Source organism: Gilliamella sp. LMG 34361, assembly GCF_984569075.1.
Genome location: NZ_OZ474903.1, coordinates 428,221 through 449,743 on the forward strand (window position 1 = coordinate 428,221; position 21,523 = coordinate 449,743).

Annotated in this window: 17 protein-coding genes and 1 pseudogene; 13 read left to right on the top strand and 5 right to left on the bottom strand. The window is 36.3% G+C overall.

Features of this window, described 5'->3' with window-relative positions; all coding sequences use genetic code 11:
* Positions 1-39: 39 nt before the first annotated feature.
* Positions 40-177 carry a hypothetical protein gene (locus AC5LXI_RS02150; protein WP_493443325.1) on the top strand — a complete coding sequence of 46 codons (138 nt, stop codon included), beginning with the start codon at positions 40-42 and terminating at the stop codon, positions 175-177.
* 72 nt (positions 178-249) lie between these two features.
* On the opposite strand, the gene AC5LXI_RS02155 is transcribed toward AC5LXI_RS02150, so the two are convergent.
* The 3 genes from AC5LXI_RS02155 to AC5LXI_RS02165 are packed head-to-tail and all read right to left on the bottom strand — an operon-like array spanning position 250 to position 5,829.
* Positions 250-2,055 (bottom strand): ABC transporter ATP-binding protein, encoded by a 1,806-nt coding sequence (locus AC5LXI_RS02155; RefSeq protein ID WP_493443326.1) that lies wholly within the window; start codon positions 2,053-2,055, stop codon positions 250-252.
* Positions 2,045-3,799: an ABC transporter ATP-binding protein gene (locus tag AC5LXI_RS02160; RefSeq protein ID WP_493443327.1), complete on the bottom strand. Its 1,755-nt coding sequence runs from the start codon at positions 3,797-3,799 to the stop codon at positions 2,045-2,047. Before AC5LXI_RS02160 ends, AC5LXI_RS02155 begins: the two co-directional genes overlap by 11 nt.
* Before the next feature lie 29 nt (positions 3,800-3,828).
* Positions 3,829-5,829 (bottom strand): TonB-dependent siderophore receptor, encoded by a 2,001-nt coding sequence (locus tag AC5LXI_RS02165; RefSeq protein WP_493443328.1) that lies wholly within the window; start codon positions 5,827-5,829, stop codon positions 3,829-3,831.
* Positions 5,830-5,974: 145 nt separating this feature from the next.
* Here AC5LXI_RS02165 and AC5LXI_RS02170 point away from each other — a divergent pair, with 145 nt between their 5' ends.
* Positions 5,975-6,907 carry a helix-turn-helix domain-containing protein gene (locus tag AC5LXI_RS02170; RefSeq protein ID WP_493443329.1) on the top strand — a complete coding sequence of 311 codons (933 nt, stop codon included), beginning with the start codon at positions 5,975-5,977 and terminating at the stop codon, positions 6,905-6,907.
* Positions 6,908-6,915: 8 nt separating this feature from the next.
* On the opposite strand, the gene AC5LXI_RS02175 is transcribed toward AC5LXI_RS02170, so the two are convergent.
* Together AC5LXI_RS02175 and AC5LXI_RS02180 are read right to left on the bottom strand one after the other, a co-directional pair.
* Positions 6,916-8,103 (bottom strand): MFS transporter, encoded by a 1,188-nt coding sequence (locus AC5LXI_RS02175; protein WP_493443330.1) that lies wholly within the window; start codon positions 8,101-8,103, stop codon positions 6,916-6,918.
* 778 nt (positions 8,104-8,881) lie between these two features.
* Entirely contained in the window at positions 8,882-10,249 is a 1,368-nt protein-coding gene (locus AC5LXI_RS02180) for an MFS transporter (RefSeq protein WP_493443331.1), read from the bottom strand.
* A gap of 320 nt (positions 10,250-10,569) precedes the next feature.
* On the opposite strand from AC5LXI_RS02180, the gene AC5LXI_RS02185 reads away from it, so the two are divergent.
* From AC5LXI_RS02185 to asd, 11 genes and pseudogenes are all read left to right on the top strand, one after another.
* On the top strand, positions 10,570-11,361 hold the full coding sequence (locus AC5LXI_RS02185) for an AraC family transcriptional regulator (protein ID WP_493443332.1): 792 nt from the start codon (positions 10,570-10,572) through the stop codon (positions 11,359-11,361).
* A 458-nt stretch (positions 11,362-11,819) separates the two neighbouring features.
* Entirely contained in the window at positions 11,820-12,539 is a 720-nt protein-coding gene (locus tag AC5LXI_RS02190) for a GntR family transcriptional regulator (protein ID WP_493443333.1), read from the top strand.
* Positions 12,539-13,222 carry a GntR family transcriptional regulator gene (locus AC5LXI_RS02195; RefSeq protein ID WP_493443334.1) on the top strand — a complete coding sequence of 228 codons (684 nt, stop codon included), beginning with the start codon at positions 12,539-12,541 and terminating at the stop codon, positions 13,220-13,222. Before AC5LXI_RS02190 ends, AC5LXI_RS02195 begins: the two co-directional genes overlap by 1 nt.
* 12 nt (positions 13,223-13,234) lie before the next feature.
* A complete protein-coding gene (locus AC5LXI_RS02200) occupies positions 13,235-13,702 on the top strand; it encodes a PTS sugar transporter subunit IIB (protein WP_065579086.1) in 468 nt (155 codons plus the stop codon).
* A gap of 17 nt (positions 13,703-13,719) precedes the next feature.
* Positions 13,720-14,554 (top strand): annotated as a pseudogene (locus AC5LXI_RS02205) (PTS mannose/fructose/sorbose/N-acetylgalactosamine transporter subunit IIC).
* Positions 14,535-15,356, top strand: a complete 822-nt coding sequence (locus tag AC5LXI_RS02210; RefSeq protein ID WP_065652021.1) for a PTS system mannose/fructose/sorbose family transporter subunit IID — start codon at positions 14,535-14,537, stop codon at positions 15,354-15,356. Before AC5LXI_RS02205 ends, AC5LXI_RS02210 begins: the two are co-directional and overlap by 20 nt.
* A 16-nt stretch (positions 15,357-15,372) precedes the next feature.
* On the top strand, positions 15,373-16,452 hold the full coding sequence (locus tag AC5LXI_RS02215) for an SIS domain-containing protein (RefSeq protein WP_493443335.1): 1,080 nt from the start codon (positions 15,373-15,375) through the stop codon (positions 16,450-16,452).
* A 2-nt stretch (positions 16,453-16,454) separates the two neighbouring features.
* On the top strand, positions 16,455-17,453 hold the full coding sequence (locus tag AC5LXI_RS02220; RefSeq protein ID WP_493443336.1) for an SIS domain-containing protein: 999 nt from the start codon (positions 16,455-16,457) through the stop codon (positions 17,451-17,453).
* Between the two features lie 17 nt (positions 17,454-17,470).
* Entirely contained in the window at positions 17,471-17,902 is a 432-nt protein-coding gene (locus AC5LXI_RS02225) for a PTS sugar transporter subunit IIA (RefSeq protein WP_493443337.1), read from the top strand.
* Between the two features lie 214 nt (positions 17,903-18,116).
* Positions 18,117-20,180, top strand: a complete 2,064-nt coding sequence (locus AC5LXI_RS02230; protein WP_493443338.1) for a prolyl oligopeptidase family serine peptidase — start codon at positions 18,117-18,119, stop codon at positions 20,178-20,180.
* Between the two features lie 178 nt (positions 20,181-20,358).
* Complete coding sequence (asd, locus tag AC5LXI_RS02235; protein ID WP_110434768.1) at positions 20,359-21,462, top strand: aspartate-semialdehyde dehydrogenase; 1,104 nt, start codon at positions 20,359-20,361, stop codon at positions 21,460-21,462.
* The last annotated feature ends 61 nt before the right edge of the window (positions 21,463-21,523 follow it).

Sequence of the window (21,523 nt, forward strand, 5' to 3'; positions counted from 1 at the left end):
CGAGACAGCGTTGCTTTAGCAACGACCCATAGAGCAAGCATGAAATGCAAGTCAATCCTCGTTCACATAACGAATATACCCGAAGACCCTAATGTAAAATGGTGCGAAACGGGTAATATGGCAAGATATACACAGTCTTCGTTTAACTGGTATACCGTTATCGAAAAACAAGCATGATCAGTATGTATTTGCGGAGTTAACCTTGGCACTCCCGTTATATCACCCAATATAACATCACATTATATAAAATTATTTAATTTTGCCTGCGTTAGAATAGTCATCGCGTTGTAATTCCTTATTTGATGGAGTAAGCTGCCATGAAAGCGATTGCTGTTGACGTTGCCACAATTGAGCGTAAAGGCCATTTTGGCGAAGCAGGGTGTCATGATCCCCTTGTTCCAGCAAACATCCAGCGTGCATAACCAGTATTTTCTGCGCTTTTTGTATTGTGTTTAAACGATGAGCAACAACTACAACAGTACAATGCTGAGATAAATTTTCTAATACGCGATGTATTGCCAGTTCTGTGGACGCATCAACACTGGCAGTTGCTTCATCCAATAATATGATAGGGGCTTTTTTTAATAATGCTCTGGCAATTGAAAGTCGTTGACGTTCTCCTCCTGATAATGAGTAACCGTTATCACCAAGAATTGTTTGATAACCGTCGGGCAACTGTTGAATAAATTCATCAGCTTGAGCTAATTTAGCGGCCTGAATCACTTCCTCAGTTGTTGCGGTCTGATTACCCATCAAAATGTTGTCAAATACTGATGCAGAAAACAAAACCACATCTTGAAATACCATAGCAATATTGCGATGTAAGATCTCACTAGAAATTATCTTAGTATCATGTTCACCCCAAAGAATCTGACCGGAGTCTGGTATCCACATTTGACCAATCAGCTGCAACAAAGTACTTTTACCTGAACCACTTGGACCAACAATAGCCGTTATCGCATTACTCTGAATGTGACAGTGAATATTTTGTAAGGCCGGACAGGATTGCTCAGGATAGGTAAAACTGACCTGTTGCACCGTAATTTCATTGGAGCTAGGAATGATAGAGGTGTTCCCATCATTATATGTGGCAACCGGTGTTTCACTCATTAGTTCTTTGATACGTTCCATAGCACGTGAGCTAAATCGAAGTTTTATTAACCCATCGCCAAGTGTTTGTAATTGACGATAGACAATGAGTGAGAAAAAATTGAGCAAGATAAAGTGCTGAATATCTAAACGTTCCTGAAACAATAGATATCCGCCTGATACAAGTAATAATATAAAACTGAACTCACTGACAAAACCAAACAGCGCGACTAACGCAGCGGGTTTAGTTTCCAGCAGCAGATGTGCTTGATATTGTTGAAACAACGTATTAGAAAGGCGCTTCCAAGCTGTACCAAACTGGCCAAAGCTGCGAATAACGCTAATGCCCTGTATATAATCATATATCTCTGCTTGTGCATCACTGGCAGTATCCAACATTTTCTCATCATAACGATTAATGACACGCTGAGTTAATGTCATAACCCAAAAGGAAAAGGGAATGGATATAATGACCAGCAAAGCTAAAAAAATATCAATCCAGCATAGAAGTGCCAATATTAATAACATTGAGACGATTGTGCTGGTAAAGATAGCTAAAAAATGCGTCCACAGCCCTTCAATTAGCTCAAGATCGGATGTTAAACGAACACTTAAATCACCTGTTCGTTTTGCTGAAAACCAACCTAGTGGTAAAGCATGTAGATGGTTAATCACTTGAATTCTAGCTTCAGCCATCATGGCATAAGTACCACCAAAAACGTAGCTTAATGCCAAATTACTTAAATAAATTCGCCCCAGCAAGCAAGACAATAAACCGACCGCGCTTAGTAGGATCATCTGTAACGAAATAGTTGTATTGAAAACGGACACGATAAGTTGTGCAACAATGTAATAACTTACTGTCAATAAGCAACCATCAAGTGCCGCCAGAGATAATCCTTTTGTTAACCGAGGATCTTGATAACCCGCCAACCGATAACCGTCACGAATAAGTTTAATGATCATCTATTTTCTCTCCACCCAATCCGGCATCTTGCCAGAGTTGACAATAACAGGGACAATTCAGAAGCAATTCGTCGTGGCGTCCTTGACCTACCACTTTTCCTTGATCGACAACGATTATTTGATCTGCATGAATAATCGTTTTGAGGCGATGTGCAATCATTAGGATACTTCGTCCATTACAAAGACGGGAGATAGCTTGCTGAATAAACCACTCGTTCTCACTATCTGCATAAGCCGTTGCTTCATCCAGAATTAAAAGAGGAGCATCTCTTAATAACGTTCTAGCAATGGAAAGACGTTGGCGTTCGCCTCCCGATAAGCGAGCGCCATTTTCACCAATTTGGGTGTCATATCCTTGTGGTAGAGAGAGAATAAATTCATGAGCACAGGCTGCCTGTGTTGCTGCAATAACCTGCTCAATATTGGCATCCGGTCGGCCGAGTAATAAATTTTCCATAACTGTACCATTAAAAAGGTATACATTCTGAGATACCATTGATATCTGTTTGAACAACTCTTCTAAAGGCCAATGTTGGATATTGAGCCCTCCCAAGGTAATTTCACCGTGATCACAATCCAGTAATCGTGTTGCTAAACGTGCAATCGTTGTTTTCCCCGCGCCACTGGGTCCAACAATAGCTGTTAATCCATGTGGCAAAGTATTAAAGGTTACTTCTTGAAGGCCTGACTTTTGATGATCGTAATGGTAAGAAACGTGAGAGAACGACAGCACAAGATTTCCCGTTGGTAAACTCGCTTTATCAATCACATGAGGTACCGTTATCTGTGAGGCATTAACTATCTGGTTAAGACGATCTAACGAACCCTGTCGTTGGGCTTGCTCCGTTAATGCAAATACAAGGCGTAAAAAGGGCTGAAGTATCACAGGGGCGACTAATAAACACAGTAACCAATTAACTGGCGCTAAATCACCTTGATAACAGCGCCAAGCTCCAATAGGAGCCACTAGAACTAAATTGCTTGAAAGTAAACAATTGAAACAATTCCAGCCAAACATATTCTTTTTACAATAGTTTTCTACCCAAGGAGCTACATCACGAATTGTCTGACTGAGTTGACGAAACGAATCAGATCTCAATCCAAAGCTTTTAATCACTGCAATACCTCGGATATATTCACTCACCTTTTGGGCTATATTGATCTGTAATTCTCCCCACTGACGTGCTTGTTCAGCACTACGTCGCATAGATAACCACTGACACCAAATCGCCACTGGCAATAATAAGATCGCAATAAACGCCATCGGCGTATCGACATAAAGTAACAATGATAATCCGACGATCGGTAGAGTAAGAGCTGAAGCCACATCAGGTAAAAAATGAGCCAGAAAACCTTCTAATGCGGCGATATCATCATTGATTACTTTACGTAAATCACTTGCTGTATGAGTGCTGAAAAACGATAAGGGAGCTAATCCTAGCTTTTGGGTTAAATGCAACTTTAAATGATAAGCTAGCTTTAATGCGCCATGATGAGCACTAACATGGCTAATCACAATTAATCCCCAGCGAAGCAACATGGCAATGAATGCCACTGCCAAGCATGAATAGATAAGTTCAAGAGACAATGTGGCAACAGTCAGTTCTTCTACCATGAGGTAAAGTATCCAAATGGGTACTAGCGTCATAATGGTTGAGATGATTGCTGTTAGTATTGATATCCAAAAAGCCTTACCCATTAACTTTACTAATAGAATAAAACGAAGTGGTTCAGAAATGTTCATAACCTTCCTCGAACTTATCTAAGCTAAACTTAAAATAAGTCAACTTTTATGTTAACGCCTGCAGTTAATCCTTCGTTGAATTGCGCAAAAGCACTATTACCACGAGCGTAACCATATGTGCGGTATCGTTTATCAAAAATATTGTTGATATAACCGGACACCGTAATTCGTTCACTCGTTTGCCAACCCAGACTAATATCAGTTGTAGTATAACCACCTTGACGTAGTTGATTACTTCCATCAAAGTAAAGAGGGCCTGTCACATTCATAGCTATTCTAGGCATTATCGCGCCTATTGACGTTGCAACCATGCCATCTACACTAAACCCAGCGCCAAATTTAGGAATAAAAGGAACTCGATTATTAGCATAATCATCAGCAGTCACATTACTGGCAAACTTAGAGTGGGCGAGATTGCCATTTAGTGTTGCAACCCATCCGGTTGTAAAAAACCATTTTGCATCAGCTTCAATACCAAAGGCATTTGCACTACCCGCATTTTTTAATGTTTGAAAACCCATCGGACCTGAGTAAAGCTGCATATCCTTAGTATGGGTATAGTAGATGGCACTTTGAAGTTGGAAATCATCTATTTCATAGTGTGATCCAATCTCATAGTTAATCGATTTTTCAGCAACAAAAGGCTTTGCTTGAGAACTAGTTTGTGGCGTGATAGTAAAGCCGGCAGACTTATATCCTTGTGCGACGCGCGTATAGATACGCCATTCCGGTGTTAGAAGGTAGCCCACTGAAAACTGACCCAATACTTGATTATCGCTATTATTCCCAGCGGACCAAACGTTATTTTTACCAAAATGCGTCTTCGCTTTATCATGAGAAGCGCGTAAACCTGCTCCTAGATCAAATTGGGAAACATGCAAAGTTCCATCCATATAAGTGGCTAATGATTGCGAGGAGACGGAAGAATTTGTTGAACTGGATTTGCGACTTTGATCAATATCCAGTCGGTATAATCCCAATACACCATCCCATAAGCGGTTATCGCCTTGTGTTGCTGCGCGAATTTCCTGTGTATTTTGATTCCAATGCTCTGAGGATTGTGCTGAGAAAGGACCATAAGGAAAACGACGCTCATATTTCAGTCGTTGCCAGGCACTATTAGCCGTCAGTAACCAATCGCCGAAATCATAACTTCCACTTAGAGTTTGACTATGTGTATGACGATGCATACGTGGATCTAAACTCCCCGGAGACGTTAATAGTTTACGGCTGCGTGTATTTCTATAGTCTAAATACGTATCCTGTGTTGAGTGAGTGCTATCTTCAGTTGCACTAAAATTGATTTCCCAAGGTGCGGTTATCGGTGCCAACCTTAATTTAATATTACCCGTATTTTCATCGGAGCCCCCCAATCTTTTCGAACCAGTGGATGGGTTATTGAATGCACCTGGTTGTGATTGGCGCAATAATGTGACACTTCCATAAAATACATCCTCTACCAATGGACCACTGAGATTAAAATGGCTCTGGTAACCGTTTCGGCTAGCAATACCACCATCAATGTAACCACGAAATAGGTTATTAGGCTTTGCAGTGGTAATATTAACTATACCACCTTGTGCGCTGCGACCATAAAGAGTGGCTTGTGGACCTTTCATCATGGAGATATGATCTACATCGATCAAAGACTGGATTAAAGTAGTCGACAATTGTGGTACGCCATCAACATAAAATGTGATTGCCGGTGTATAAAAATCCTGAGCAGAAGAGATACCTCTTAGCGATATCGCAGGATAGAGCAAATTACCACTATTTTGTATATTCAAGCCGGGTAATACTCGAGAGAGTTTTTTAGTATCATCTACCCCCGCGGCTTCGAGTTTAGTCTTGGAAATAGTCTGAGTTGATACATTCAGTGAAGAGGCTGCATTATTAGATTGTTTACTTGCAGTTACAATAATAGTATCAAAGTCATTTTCTCGATCGCTTTGTTTAGATATTTGTTCTGCCAGTAATTCTTCATTATATAACAAAGCTAACACACTCAAATATATAAGTTTTCTTTTCATCAATTATTATCCACAGTTATTTTTTTGTACTAAAAATTCATTTTAAAATAGAAATTGGATAATGCTGGTGTACAAAATCTTCAAAAAAAGTATAATCAAGGATAATGATAATTATTATCATTTAACTATAATAAAGAGGTGCCTGATGAAAACCATTCACTATAGTAAAAACACCCCCAAACTGGCAATCAAAGATAAACAACTTACTGACAGTACTGAATGGTTTAATATAAAAGGGTTACTTAATGCTGGCTTCGTAGAAATGGCGCCGTTACAAGATATTCGAAATGATACTAAGGTAGATAAGCATTTATCACTGGTATTTATGCTCAATGGGGCAGTGCATCATCATATACGTGGTTCTCAATCAATTGTGTCTTATCAACCAAATGGGGTCTATCTTTCTTATTCACACGATACCATATATGGCACTGATTTTTTCCCTGCTAATTACTGCTATAACATCATATTGTTACAATTCCGTCCTGATGATCTATTAGAGATATTTAATGAGCGCTCACTAAATAGCTATCGTGCTAATATGCAATTTTCTTCACCAAATTTCTGTATTTGGCGATTAACACTTACCCCGGTGCTCAAAGATATAGCACAACGATTGCAAGCAGCCAGAAGATCTTCTGATGCTTTATCACAACTCAATATACAGAGATTAAGTCTTAACGCACTATGGTTAACATTAGAGCAATTAAAGTGCTCCTCATCAACAGATAGCGAACCGATGAGGAGCAACTTAACTGGTCGAGATCGCAAAAATGTAATTAATGCACAATTATTTATACACGAGCACTTTCAAACTCATTTAATTATAAAAGATATTGCCAGAGTTATTGGAGTAAGTGAATCTAAATTAAATAGAGACTTTAAAAAGATGTTTGATATTGGTATACACCGTTACATTATTAACTATCGTTTACAACAGGTGACAAAATTACTCAATGAAAGCACATTAACCATTAGTGACATAGCTATTCGATGCGGCTTTACCTGTGCCGGTCATCTTTCCAGACGATTTGTTGAGGTGTTTGGTACTACACCTCGTGCTTATCGTTGCAATTAATACAAAATCTATACTGCTTTTAGAATTGAGCTTCGATACAAAAAAATAAGTACGAATAAAGCACAGCCTAAAGTGAGATTAAAGAGTGTAACGTAACCCATATAATGAGCGACTATACCACCGATATAACCAGAACATCCGGCAGCAAGCGCTGCTCCGCATTGAAATAATGTAAAATCTAATCCTGCTTGCTTCAACGACGCTTGTGTGGTTAGGAACGAGTAAAGACAAACTAAGCCCACGGAAAAAGTGTAGTTAAAAAACAGATAGCTAACAATAAGCCATATTGGATTTATATTAGGCTGAAGACTTAATATGATAAAGCAGCTAATTGACAAGCATTTAAATAGGGTCGCCAATAAGAGTGCCCAGCGATAGCCTATAATCCGGATAAAGAGCATACCTGATAAAGTGCCTAGCATCCCACAAGCAGCACCGCCAAAACTGGTTACTTTGCCTAAATTCTCGAGAGAGAGTCCGGCGTCAATCGCAAAAGGAGATAGCATAGATGAAATTAAACGACCACTAATCTCAAAGAAAAAGACTAAAACGATCGCCTTTAGCATCATTGGTTGCTTTAGTGTTTTAATGAGAGATGGTCTCTGATAGCTTTTTTCTGTAACAGGAAGCTGATTGATACTCGGCGCTAATAACAAAGGTAGCAATAAAAAGAGTAGTAATGCACTATAAACAAGCAAGGAGGATTGCCATCCCCATTTATCATATAGATAGATTAACCCACCACCGCCTACTGCCATTCCTAAATAACCACATCCAATCCGTAATCCATTGCCGATACCGTATGATTTTGAATTTAAATTCTCAATCATATAAGCATCACAAGCAATCTCACTCGTGCAACAAACTAATGATAATAAAATTAATAATGAGATTAGTGTGATGAACATATTTTCATGTATGAATGATAAGCCAATTAATATCACCGCCAGCGCCACTTGTCCTGCAATGACAATTTGTTTGCTTCGAATTTTTCCTGATTCAGTGACTCTATAACGCTCAACGCCACCCGCCCAGATGACCCGAAGTGCCCAAGGAATCATAGCAAGTGACACTAAACCAATCGTGTCCAAATCAACCTGATGACTACGTAGCCAAGCCGGTATCGCTTGAAAGGCAATACCACCGATTAATGTTTGAACAAAATAAAACGAGCCAATTGCAAATATAATTTTCAAAAGAATTCCACCATTAAATATGAAAATACACACCAAAATACAAGGTATTTTTCATCGATTATTATCCACTGTTACTTTTCTTTTTGAGCCAAAAACTCATTCTAAAATAGAAATTGGATAATGCTGGTGTACAAAATCTTCAAAAAAAGTACAATCAAGTATAATGATAACTATTATCATTTACCTGTGATAAGCATTACTCTGTTTTTAGTCGATATTTTTATATGAATAGTAATGATTAAAATGATAAGGCCTTCCTGTGATGTGGGTAGCAATTATCAGATTAATCTGGCTCAGCAATATATTTCTTAAACAGCACATTAATAGTACTATATTAGAAAAGTTTTTTATCTTATTGATAGATTGTGACAAAATTACAGCCGATATGTTTCGACGCTCGTCCACTGTCATGCTTTAACGAACCCTTTGGTATATTCGATTGGCCTAAGGATTGCTGCCGTTTTCTATATTTTTTGGGGATTATCCTGAGACTTGAGCAAAGGTAAAAAAATCTTAGGGTCATTTTTACATCCATCTGGTTTGGTAAAGACTAAAATTTTGATTGGTTTGATGCCGTGTCTTCTCTTGATGCAAAGCAAGGTAAATTTACAGCTGACAGATTGCTAAGTCCATTTTGCCACAATGTGATTTAGCAATAACATTAACAGACGATTAGTTGGTAAGATGGCGGCGTTTTTAGTCAATCTGTGTACTAGTTGCAATGCAACAGGTTCGTTAACTGGCTAGCAAAATTCATATAAATCAATCAAGTCTTACATTAGTAGGTAATTTTATTCTCTCGACTAAAGAAAATATAGGCAATAACGGCAATAACACCGAAAACAAGAGAGATCAAAAACATGATATAGTAACTATTGTTTACTGAAATTAGTTGAGCTTGCGTCAGATAGATCAGTATTCCTGATAATACTCCCCCAAATGCGCCGCCAATCTGCTGTACAACACGCGTGATAGCACTTGTGTCCTTGATTTGATTTTTATCGCAAAATTCGAATGGAGAAGAGAGAACCGCAATCGTCGCAATACCCAACCCTGAACCTCGGATAATAAAACCAATAATTTCTGATAAGTTTCCGCCGATTTGAATTATCAATATACTTATGGCAGAGAATATTAATCCAATGCCAATAATTAAAAATGAATTTATCTCACTTAAACTTTGATAAATAAATTTTCTAGCTAGCCAAGCACCTACACCCTGTAAAGCAAGTAGCAAACCAATATACGTGATAGCAACATTATCATTTATAGCCTGGATTAAAGGAAAAAAAATCATGAAACCAAAAAAGATAAGCGACGTTAGAAATCCCACAATTATTGCTAGTGAATATTGAGCGCAACTAAAGGCACTTAAGTCGACCAGTTTAATAGCCGACCTACTATTAACAAGAAGCGAAACCATCATCAAGCCAATCCCTAAAATCAGCATAATAATATTAGACATATCAAAAAAATGACCAGAAGCGATATTTTTAATCGAGATAAAAAATAATATTAAAGCGATTAGGAATGTCATAAATACATAAATATTCATATTGTATTTAGACGTTTTATTATCAGGTACTGTCGTCCTACCAAAGAAAGCCGCCATAAGCACTAAGGGTACGTTGATAAAAAAGGCCATTCTCCAATTTAACTGTTCAGAGATAATCGCGCCAAAAATTGGTCCTAGTGCAGGAGCAAAGACTGATGGAATAGCAATTAATGCCATAATTGATTTTAGTCTTTGTTTACCAAAATAAGTCGCTATTATTGATTGAGTAATAGGAATTAAAATCCCCGCACCAAAACCTTGGACACCTCTAAATAAGAGCAAAGACACCAGATTATATGAGAAGCCAACCAATACGGAGCCAACAAGAAAAATGATAATTGAGTATAGCCATGCTTTTTTGAGTCCAAAATTCTCATGTATATAAGGAGATAGTAATATCCCCGTAGCACAGGCCAACATATATACAGTTACAGCCCATTGTATATAAGCATAAGAGGTATTAATGTCATTGGAAATTTCGGATAAAATAACATTAACAATGCTATTATCTAATAATGGCAACACGCTAGATAGCGTCATAGCAAACACTAACTTTTTTTCTGAGGCCGTCAGCTCAACAGTTTGACTCATGACAAACTCTCTCTAAACGATATTTAGTTGCACCGCGTGTATATATGCCATTAAAGATTGTTGGCATCACTTCTTTATAATTTATATATTTTCCTTTCATTCATCTATTACCTTCTCAAAACCAGACTATTAAACAATGAATAAATTTGCAAATTACTCATTAATTTGTATAACAAACGATTATTTAGCTCATTTACAACTTATCTATTTATTGCTAACTTGTTATCTTGAATTTAATTAAGAGGATTTTTAGGATAGCCAGTAGAATAGCGTTTTACTAGCCAATTTAAGCCACAAAATATCCCATCGGGGCCACATAAATGAATACGCCACTTATTTCTCCACAGCTCGCTTCCTCTGATAGTGAACCGATGATCATATCGACAGTCAGCCACTCGTCTCAAAGAGTGACTCAGCGTCATGGTCATTCGAGAGGGCAATTACTCGGCACATTACAGGGTTTAATTTCAATTGAAGCTGAAAGTTGTCAATGGATAGTACCTGCAACTCATGGTGTCTGGATACCACCAAATGCACAACATAGTCTTCTTGGAGCACATGGGCGATTCGAGCGATGGAGTATCTATATACAAAAAAACGCATGCATTGAACTACCTGTTAAACCATGCATTTTAGAGTTATCTGGCTTATTGCGCGAAGCAATTACCCGAACCATGTCATGGTATAATTTAAAATTGGAACCGGAACAGCAGCGATTAATTGCCGTGATCCTTGACGAGATTAGAACAATGCCTCAAGTTGAGCTAGCACTTTCAATGCCAAAAGATATGCGTCTGTTAAAAATCGCTTTAGCTTTGTCTGATAATCCTGGTGATGATAGAAATATTAATGACTGGGGCGTTTGGGCGGGTATTTCCCGACGCTCATTAACACGTCGATTTACCAATGAAACTGGGTTTAATTTCACGCAGTGGCGTCAAAAACTGCGTATGTTAAAAGCGTTAGAATTACTTGCTGCTGGAAAATCAACCACCGAAATATCTTTATATTTAGGTTATGACAATATTAGTAGATTTATTGCTATTTTCCGACGAAATTTCGGGGTAACACCGGGAAACTATCAAAAAGCCATGATAAACCGTCGCTCATAGCGAAACTTTACGAACTAAGATGATAAGAACCTTTCTGAGGTCTGCGATGAGTGCAGCGAGACTACTTTTTACTTTAGCAACGATCAGCAAGATGAATATAAGATGCCTGTTAATCGTCTCCCGCCGACTATGTTTATAAAAAGTCTGCTTATTGAGTGGAATTTTTTATTAATGCCATTATGTATTTGATACAAATCTCGCACCGCGAGACAAAGCAAATTTCTGACTATATTTACCTATCTATTTATTCTGATAATGATTGATTCACCCCCTAAAATCCCTACATTGGTATTTATTCTATTGATTTAATTAAGTTAATAATAAAAATTGTGATCTACACAACAGTTTTGGTACTTAAAATTGACAACATGTATCTTTTTGACTATTTTTTAACAATAGCTACGTTAATTTAACGTATATCTGTTTTATAAAAAAGTCCAACCATGGAGTATGATTTTTTGGAATATCGTGATATTGCTTCAAAAACTTATGTTGAAGAACAAATTAAAGCTAATCCGACTATTGCCAGTCAAAAATTGACAGAACGGGCACTAGCAGAACATTTTGGTGTAAGTCGTACAACAATAAGAAATGCTTTAAATGATTTAGCTATGGAAGGTCATGTATTCCAAGCTGAGACTGATGTCGAACAGCATAAAATTTTTGAGATTAACATGTTAAAAATGTCTTCTTTTAGTGAAGAAGTTAAAAAAGAAGATGATATTGACATTAATATAAAAGTTCTCAGTAATCAAATTATTAATATGCCGGCTGAACTAAGAGCCTTTTTTGGTTCAAGCGAAAAATTGATTAGAATTATTCGACAAAGGATATTAAACAAAACCCCGCTTTCCTACGAAATAACCTATTTATCATCTAATAAGTTCAAAGGTTTAGAGCAAGTCGATTTAAATAATGTCTCTCTTTATCAATTTTTAAAAGATCATTATCCAGTTAAACCTAGTCACGGTCGTGAAGAAATAACCTATGAGTTAGCAGCTGAAGATAAGGCTAAATATTTACAAGTTATTGATGGCACACCAATTTACAAAGTTTCTAGTAATAATTTTGATGATAATTTTCAACCATTTGAACATACCGAACAATATCTAGTAGGCAATCGATTTAAATATCATCTATCGGCTAAAAATATCTTCAATTACGGAGAAAAAAAATAGTGAAATTGTTTGAAAAAATAGCCGATCATTTAATCGAGAAAATTAACACCGGCCAATATGGTGTGGGTTCGGAATTACCTCCAGAAGTCCAATTACAGAAAGATTATGATGTTAGCCGAACAACTGTGCGTAAAGCCATTGATCTATTGGTAGAAAAAAATATGGTTGTTCGAAAGAAAGGTGTTGGTTTATTTGTTGCGCCAATGCTTTCTACGCAAAATATTTTAGAGATGACCGGTATTATTAAACCGGGTACTTATCAACATCACAAAAAAATTATCAAAGAAGCTTATTTAAGACAAGCGGGCTGTTATTACAGTCAATTACTGAAAATAAAATCATCAGAATTGATTTATTACATTAGTTTTTTAGAAATAGCAAAAAATAGTGTCGTGAAAGAAATTTTTATTTTACCACTTAACCATTTTCCTGATTTTCAAGTTTCAATAATAAAAGTGCTGTCAGCACTTGAAATCACCAATTCAGGTAAGAAAAAAGTCGATAAATTAGAACAAGATTTACAGCTTATTGTCGCCAATGCTGAATTAGCCAAGCAACTACGCTGCCAAATCAATGAACCATTATTTAAAGTGTCTAATCACTATTTTGATATAAATAGCGAACCGATTGCTATTGAATACAAATTCGCTAGTAATACTAAATATGTGGTGGATTTCACCTAGGAGGAAAAACCAATGATTAAATTATTACGTGTCGATCACCGCTTATTGCATGGTCAGGTTGTTGTTTCATGGTTTGATAATGTTGGCGCTAATACTATCTTAGTTGCCAACGATGCTGTTGCTAATGATGAGTTTCGTAAATCAGCGATTCGATTAGCTAAACCTGAAAATTCCAAACTGGTTATGAAGTCAATTGATGACAGTATTGGTGCTATTAATTCTGGTGTAACAGATAAATATCAGATGTTAATTGTGGTGGAATCGGTAGAAGATGCAGAAAAACTCATCCGCGGAACTCAGGGACAAATAACTAGTCTTAATTTAGGAGGAACTAAACCTCGTGAAGGAACCAAAAATTATTCTAAAACAATTAATTTGACCGAGTTAGAAGCGGACTTATTAGCTGGATTACAACAAGATGGTGTTGAAGTGTATATACAACAGATCCCAAGTGAATCTAAGCAAAAATTTGAAAAATAGACAAAAAGGAATACAAAATGAGTATTGTTATTACAGCAATTATTTTGGCCTTGATTGCTATGTTAGCCAATGGTGAATACTTTTTAGGTTCATCTATGTTATCAAGACCTTTAGTTACTTGTACCTTAGCTGGGCTAGTAATGGGGGATGTTACACAAGGAATTATCATCGGTGCGACATTAGAGTTGGCGTTTGTTGGTTCTTTTTCTATTGGTGCATCTATCCCTCCAGAAATTATTTCAGGTAGTGTATTAGGAACCGCGTTTGCGATTGGTGCCGGTAAAAGTACGGCAGTTGCCTTAACCTTAGGGATTCCAATTGCTTCTTTGGTTTTAGTGGTTAAAAACTTATGTTTCTTGTTCATTTTACCTTACTTTGTGCATAAAGCAGATAAGTATGCTCGTGAAGGTAATGGTAAAGGCGTTGATCGCATGAATATTTTCGGCGGTTTCTTTTCTATCAACCTACCAATTGGCTTAGTTGTTGGTTTTTCTTACTTATTTGGAAGTGAAGCAATAAAAAGCTTACTTGATGTGATCCCTGAGTTCGTCATTAACGGTTTGGGAATTGCAACAGGCTTATTACCTGCATTTGGTTTTGCTATTGTTAATGAAGATTATGATCAAAAAAACCAATGCAACATTCTTTATTCTTGGTTTTGCTGTAGCAGTATATATGAAAGTACCTGTCACTGGTGTTGCTGTTTTTGGCGCATGTATGGCGTTAATTCTTACCGGTTACTCTTCATTTACCGGCAAAAAACTTACCACCTCAGACAATCAAGAAGTTAATAATCAATCAGGCAATGCTTTAGTAGGACAGGAGATCAATTATGAAGATGAAGAATTCTAATTTAATTACTAAAAAGGATTTAATGCGAACATTTTGGCGCTCTTTCACTGCTGAGTGGTCATGGAACTATGAACGACAAATGAATCTAGGTTATTCTTTTGCGATTCGTCCTGCTTTAGAAAAAATTTATAGCCAAAAACCAGAACAATTAACTACTGCTTATCAACGACATTTAGAGTTTTATAATGTTACACCATGGTTAATTACTTTCCCATTAGGTATTTCTATTGCTATGGAAGAGCAAAATGCCGTAAATGAAAATTTTGATGAAAGTTCAATAAATGACGTCAAAATTGCATTAATGGGACCACTAAGTGGTTTGGGAGATTCATTCTTCTGGGGAACATTACGGGTTATTGCAACTGGTATTGGTACTTCACTGGCGATGCAAGGTAATATCTTAGGGCCACTGCTATTTTTACTAATTTTCAATATTCCAGCCATTATTGCTCGTTATTTTGGTCTATTTATTGGTTATAACATTGGTGCATCTTTTATTGAAAAAGTGCAAAAAACGGGCTTGATGGATAAATTGTCTTATGGCGCATCTATCTTGGGGCTCTCAGTGGTAGGAGCCATGGTGGCGACGATGGTGACATTAAATATGCCACTAACCATTGGCTCAGGCTCTGATGCTACGTCATTACAGGATATTTTCGATGGTATTGTTCCGCAAATATTGCCGTTATTATTTACTTTATTTATCTTTTTATTAGACAGAAAAGGACTAAAAGCACATTGGATCTTATTAATGATTGCTGGTATTGGTATCTTTGGTGCTTGGAGTGGATTACTAGGTTAATAAAAAGGAAGATGTAATGAAAAGTATTGCTGATTATGTAGCATTAGAACCTGAATACTATCAAAGTATTTTAGACAATTATCAAACATTGTTTGTTGATCCTATTGATTTAAGTAAAGTTAAACAATTTAACTCAATTGTTATCTTCGCTACTGGTTCAAGTTCTAACGCAGCTTATGGGGCAAGACCTTTAATGAGTAAAATCTTAAAGGTTCCCGTTTATATTGAAGATCCTTCAATCGCTGCTAATTATTTACATTACAGCGATCCTAATACCCTCTATTTTGCTATTTCACAAGGGGGTGAAAGCTATTCAACGATTCATTTAGTTGAAGAGTTTATCAAGAATAATCAAACTATCTATACACTTACCAGTAATCCTGATAGCCCATTATATAAAATTAGTAATAATGTGTTATCTATGGGCATTCCTATTGAGGAAATGCCTTATGTCAGTGCTGGTTATAGCGTTACGATTCTAGATTTGATAATTATTGCTTTAGTCATTGCACAAAAAAATGGCAGCATGGATGATCAACAATTTGCTAGTTATTTCGATCAACTTAGAAAAGTTGCAGGTTTGCTACCTAAAGTTATTGAACAATCCCAAGCTTGGGTAAATCAATATCAACACAAATTTTATCATTCTCAACGAGTCATATTTATTGGCTACGGTGCAACCTATGGTATTGCTCGAGAAGGTGAAACAAAGTTTACCGAAACTATACGTAATAGTGCTTTTGGTAAAGAGCTCGAAGAGTATATGCATGGCCCATATTTAGGTTTACATGAGAATGATAATATCGTTTTTCTTGAACCACATGGCGTGTTATCTAACCGTGCTGAATTGTTAAAAGTATTTTTAACTAAACATGTTAAAAATATTTCTACAATTTACGCCAATAATAGTAGCAACGTTAAACAAGACGATTTGTGTCTTAATATTGATATAGATGAACTGTACGCATCATTATTTATGACAATACCAATTCATCTATTAAGTTACCAAGTTTCACGATTAAAAGGCCATAACCTTGAAAAATCAACCTATCCAGAATTTGATGAAATAACTAGCTCGAAAATTAAGAGGATTTAAAAATGAGAAAATATGACGAAAAGAAAGAATTAGACAGCATGAATGGTGCATTAGCATTAAGACCACAAATTAATGAATTTATTGATAAAATCCATGCGCGTGGTTATAGCAACGTTTGTTGGTTAGGTATTGGTGGTACTTATGCATCATCAATGCAAGCAGTTGTACATATGAAAGAAAAAATAGCGATTGAGACTTTTGTGCAACACGCTGCTGAATATTTAGTAACTGGTAACAAACGTATTACTAAAGATACGCTTATCATTATTTCATCAGTAACTGGCACAACACAAGAAGTGGTTGCTGCTATTGAAAAAATTCAAAAAGAAGTGGGTTCAACTGTATTTGCTTTCATGGATAAAGCTGATACTCCATTAGGAAATATGGCTGATCATGTAGTTGTTTATCCAATGAATGAACAATTAAAATTCTTTATGACTGCTGATCGTTTAATGTTTTTAGCTGGAGAATTCCCTGATTATGACGAGTTCTACCAACAAATGGATCAACATTTTGCTAAAAATATTGTTGCCGTTGCGAAAAAAGCCGATAAATTTGGTCAAGAAGTTGCTGAAAAACATCATAATGATTCAATGCACTATTTTGTTGGCGCAGGTAATCAATGGGGGGCAACTTATTCTCATGCTATGTGTTATTGGGAAGAACAACACTGGTTACGTTCAAAATCAATTGAGTCAGCAGAATTTTTCCATGGTACATTAGAAGTTATTGATCGTGATACTGCGGTAACCGTCTATGTCGGTGAAGATACTCAACGCCCATTAAGTGAAAGAGTCGCTAAGTTCTTACCGCAAATTTGTGGTAATTATACTATTATTGATACCAAAGATTATGAATTACCAGGTATATCAGAAAAATATCGTGGAAATCTTTCACCATTTGTTTTCCGTGCTATCAATAATCGTATCGATGCTTATGTTGAACATTTAAATCGTCATCCAATGTCAATCCGTCGTTATTATCGTTGTTTAGATTACTAAAATAGGAACTTAAATCGATGATTTCTGTATTAGTCAGTACACATGGTTCAACAGCGAAAAGCTTAATTGAAACGACTGAAATGATTTGTGGTAAACAATCTCAGTGTGAAGCGGTTTCGTTTGCAATGGGGCAATCAACAGATGATTTTCAACAACAACTGCAACAAAAGCTAGAAGCGTTACAGCATTTTGGCTCCGAAATTGTCTGTTTTGTTGATTTAAAAGGTGGCACACCATTTAATACTTTAGTTAGGTTGATGGCTGATTTTCCTACTATAGAAATAGTCACTGGTGTAAATGTCCCTATGTTGTTAGAAACCTTTATGCAACGCACTGACGCAGATCTAGTAACATTGTTACCCGATATTATACAAGCCGGAACTCAAGGCATTGAGCGGTATAATATGGCCGCAATGGCAGTAGATGAACCAAGTAATGAAGATTTCTAAAATTGCCAACGCACAAAACTACAATAAGCCCGATAATTCGGGCTTTGTTTTATCAAAAACTAATTATCTAAATTGCAATAATAATCTATATCTTAGACGAAGAGTAAGCCAAAACGAATGAATAATAATCATTTGATACATTAAGATATAAATGATAGAACTAGATAATTATTCTAGCTTTGTTTTTATAGAGCATGATAAAAGGAAATCAATAATGTTCTGGTTAAAAAAAATTTTTTTTATCATTATCGTCTTTTTATCATTAGTGAACTGCATTAGTTGTGTATCTAACAACTCTTATTCATCAGTTGACAGTTATGGTTGGATGGAAACAGAAAAGGATCTAACTAATAATTGGTTATTATCTGAATCAAATCGTTCAATTAAAATTCTTGAAAAACTTGATTTGTTCTCATCGATTGAAAAACGATTCAGTGAATTAACAGATTATGGAACTGAACCAATAATTCATAATATTAGACTAAAGGGTGATAATACTTTTTACTTGAAACGAACAAATAAGCATCCTTATAACCGTTTGTTTGTTAAAGATCGATTCGGCAAAGAAAGATTATTAGTCGACCCACCAGTTGGTTATATATATAATTTGTACCCTTCAAATGATGGTAAGTATGTTGCTTATGCTATTTCTGAAAATGATTCTGAAATTTCATCAATCAAAGTGATTAATGTAAAAACTAGAGCACATCTAGCCGATAGCTTATCCGGCATAACTGTCTCAAATTTAGTATGGGCGAATGATAATTTATCTTTTTTCTATCATCGTAATAATTTTGCTGATTCCGGTAATCGAAAGTCAGGAACGGAAGAACTTTATCTTCATCGTTTAGGCTCCAATAGTGACAAGGATTTGGCTATTTTTGGTAAAGCTAATATTGAGAATTATCAAGCTAATATTGACCAATATACCTACTTATCGCTATCAGCCAATTGGGCAGTTGTCTCAGTAGAATCTTCGATATCCGGTGATACCATAGATTTGTATTTAACCGACTCTAACTCTCTTAATCTGGAAAACAAATATTGGAAAAAGATCATCAATAGAAAACAAAATGTAGAGGATTTTTTTGTACGAGATAATTGGCTTTATTTGGCTAAATATAATAACTTTTCAGGTTATACCATTTCTCGACTAAACCTTAATCATATCCATTCTCCAGAAGAAAAAATAATTGAATGGAAAAAAGGCGAATTGAGTCGGTTTACAGTCAGTAAAGATGCTATTTATCTTGCTTATTATGAATCTGGAAAGTATAAATTTGTTATTATTCCTTTTGCTGATCTGCATAACATCAAATCGATTCCTGTTAGTGATGGTAATAAGGTAACGGCTATTTTTTCTAGTTCAGATCATAAAGAGATTTTATTTACCCAACAAAATTGGAATATACCACCAAAAATATGGCAATATGATCCTGATAGTCAGTTAATAGAAGATTCTAAAATAATAAAGACTGATGCATCACTATTTGCAGATTATGAATCAGAGCAAAAATGGGTTAAATCCAATGATGGCCAGCTTATTCCAATTACACTTATTCATCGAAAAGGAATTAAACTTGATGGCAATAATCCAACTTGGTTAACGGCTTATGGCGCTTATGGCGAAAATAGTTATCCTAATTATTATGATACCACTCGTTTAATTTGGCTTGAGAAAGGTGGTATTATTGCCATTGCCCATATTCGTGGTGGTGGAGAACTAGGACCTAAATGGCATAATGATGGAAAAGGAAAAAATAAGATAAATTCAGTCAATGATTTTATTAAATGCGCAAAATACCTGATTGATCATCGTTACACCAATTCATCCAAGCTAGTTATAAGTGGCGCGAGTGCAGGTGGTATTGTAATTGGCTCTGCATTAGCCAGAGATCCGCAACTTTTTGCCGCCGCATCAATTACCTCAGGTATGTTGAATATGAGCCGTTTAGATCAAATACCAATTGGTAGTGTGAATTTTGCGGAATTTGGTTCGCCTTTTAATAAACAGGAATTTAAAAATCTGCAAACTATCGATGCTTATCTTAATCTACGTAAAGGTGTTAACTACCCACCAGTGATGCTTTCAGTTGGTTTACAAGATGCACGAGTATCTCCTTGGCAGAGTGCCAAATTTGCAGCCCGACTCGGTGAGATAAATCGTTCTCAAAATGAAAACGTCTTTATTATAGCTAACCAAGAAGATGGTCATTTTATTAATTATTTTGTCGATATGATGGTGTTTTTTATGTGGAAAACAAATATTAGTGACTAGTTTATGATGAGCTAGTTTTTGTGTCACCTTCAGTTTTGTCTATAAAATTATATATAACATCACGTTATCATATCCGCGACTACAAAAATAATTCTTATCTGACTTGTTTTATGATGATATTTTGCTTTAATAGTCAGTAAATATTTCTTTATATAACATCTACCTTTGGAAATAAACTATGAAAAATGTTGGTTTTGTTGGTTGGCGAGGAATGGTTGGTTCTGTTCTTATGCAACGAATGGTTGAAGAACATGATTTTGATTATATCAATCCTGTTTTCTTTTCTACATCACAAGCAGGTCAAGCTGCGCCTACTTTTGGCGGTAAAACAGGAACATTGCAAAGCGCAGATAATATTGATGCTTTGAGCGCATTAGATATTATTGTGACCTGTCAAGGTGGTGATTATACTTCTGATATTTATAAAAAATTGCGGGCAACTGGCTGGCAAGGTTATTGGATTGATGCGGCTTCAACCTTGAGAATGGAAGATGAAGCAATCATCGTTCTTGATCCAGTCAATAAAGCGAATATCCAAACCGCTTTAGACAAAGGAATAAAGACCTTTGTTGGTGGTAACTGTACGGTAAGTTTAATGTTGATGTCGCTTGGTGGATTGTTTGCTGAAAACTTAGTTGATTGGATTTCGGTTTCCACTTATCAAGCGGCTTCCGGTGGCGGTGCACGTCATATGCGTGAGTTACTTACTCAAATGGGAATGTTAAACGCCGAAGTGGCTAAAGAACTTCAAGATCCTAACTCTTCTATTTTAGATATTGAACGCAAAGTGACGCAAAAAATGCGAGATGGTAGTTTACCAACTGATAATTTTGGTGTGCCATTAGCAGGTAGCTTAATTCCTTGGATTGATAAGGCTCTTGATAATGGCCAAAGTCGTGAAGAGTGGAAAGGTCAAGCGGAAACCAATAAAATTCTAGGAACGAGTCAGATTATTCCAGTCGATGGACTTTGTGTACGAGTTGGGGCATTACGTTGTCATAGTCAATCGTTCACGATTAAGTTGAAAAAAGATATCAGTGTTGCGGAAGTTGAAAAGTTACTGGCAGCACATAACGATTGGGTTAAAGTTATTCCTAATGATCGTGAGCTTTCAATGCGAGAACTCACTCCAGCAGCGGTTACGGGGACATTAACTACTCCTGTAGGACGCTTACGTAAATTGAATATGGGTAAAGACTATTTATCTGCCTTTACGGTTGGCGATCAGCTATTATGGGGTGCTGCTGAACCATTACGAAGAATGCTACGCATCTTAGCTTAATGATGAATAAAAAAGCCCTGTTTATGGGCTTTTATATTTTTATTATCAAACGATACTCGTG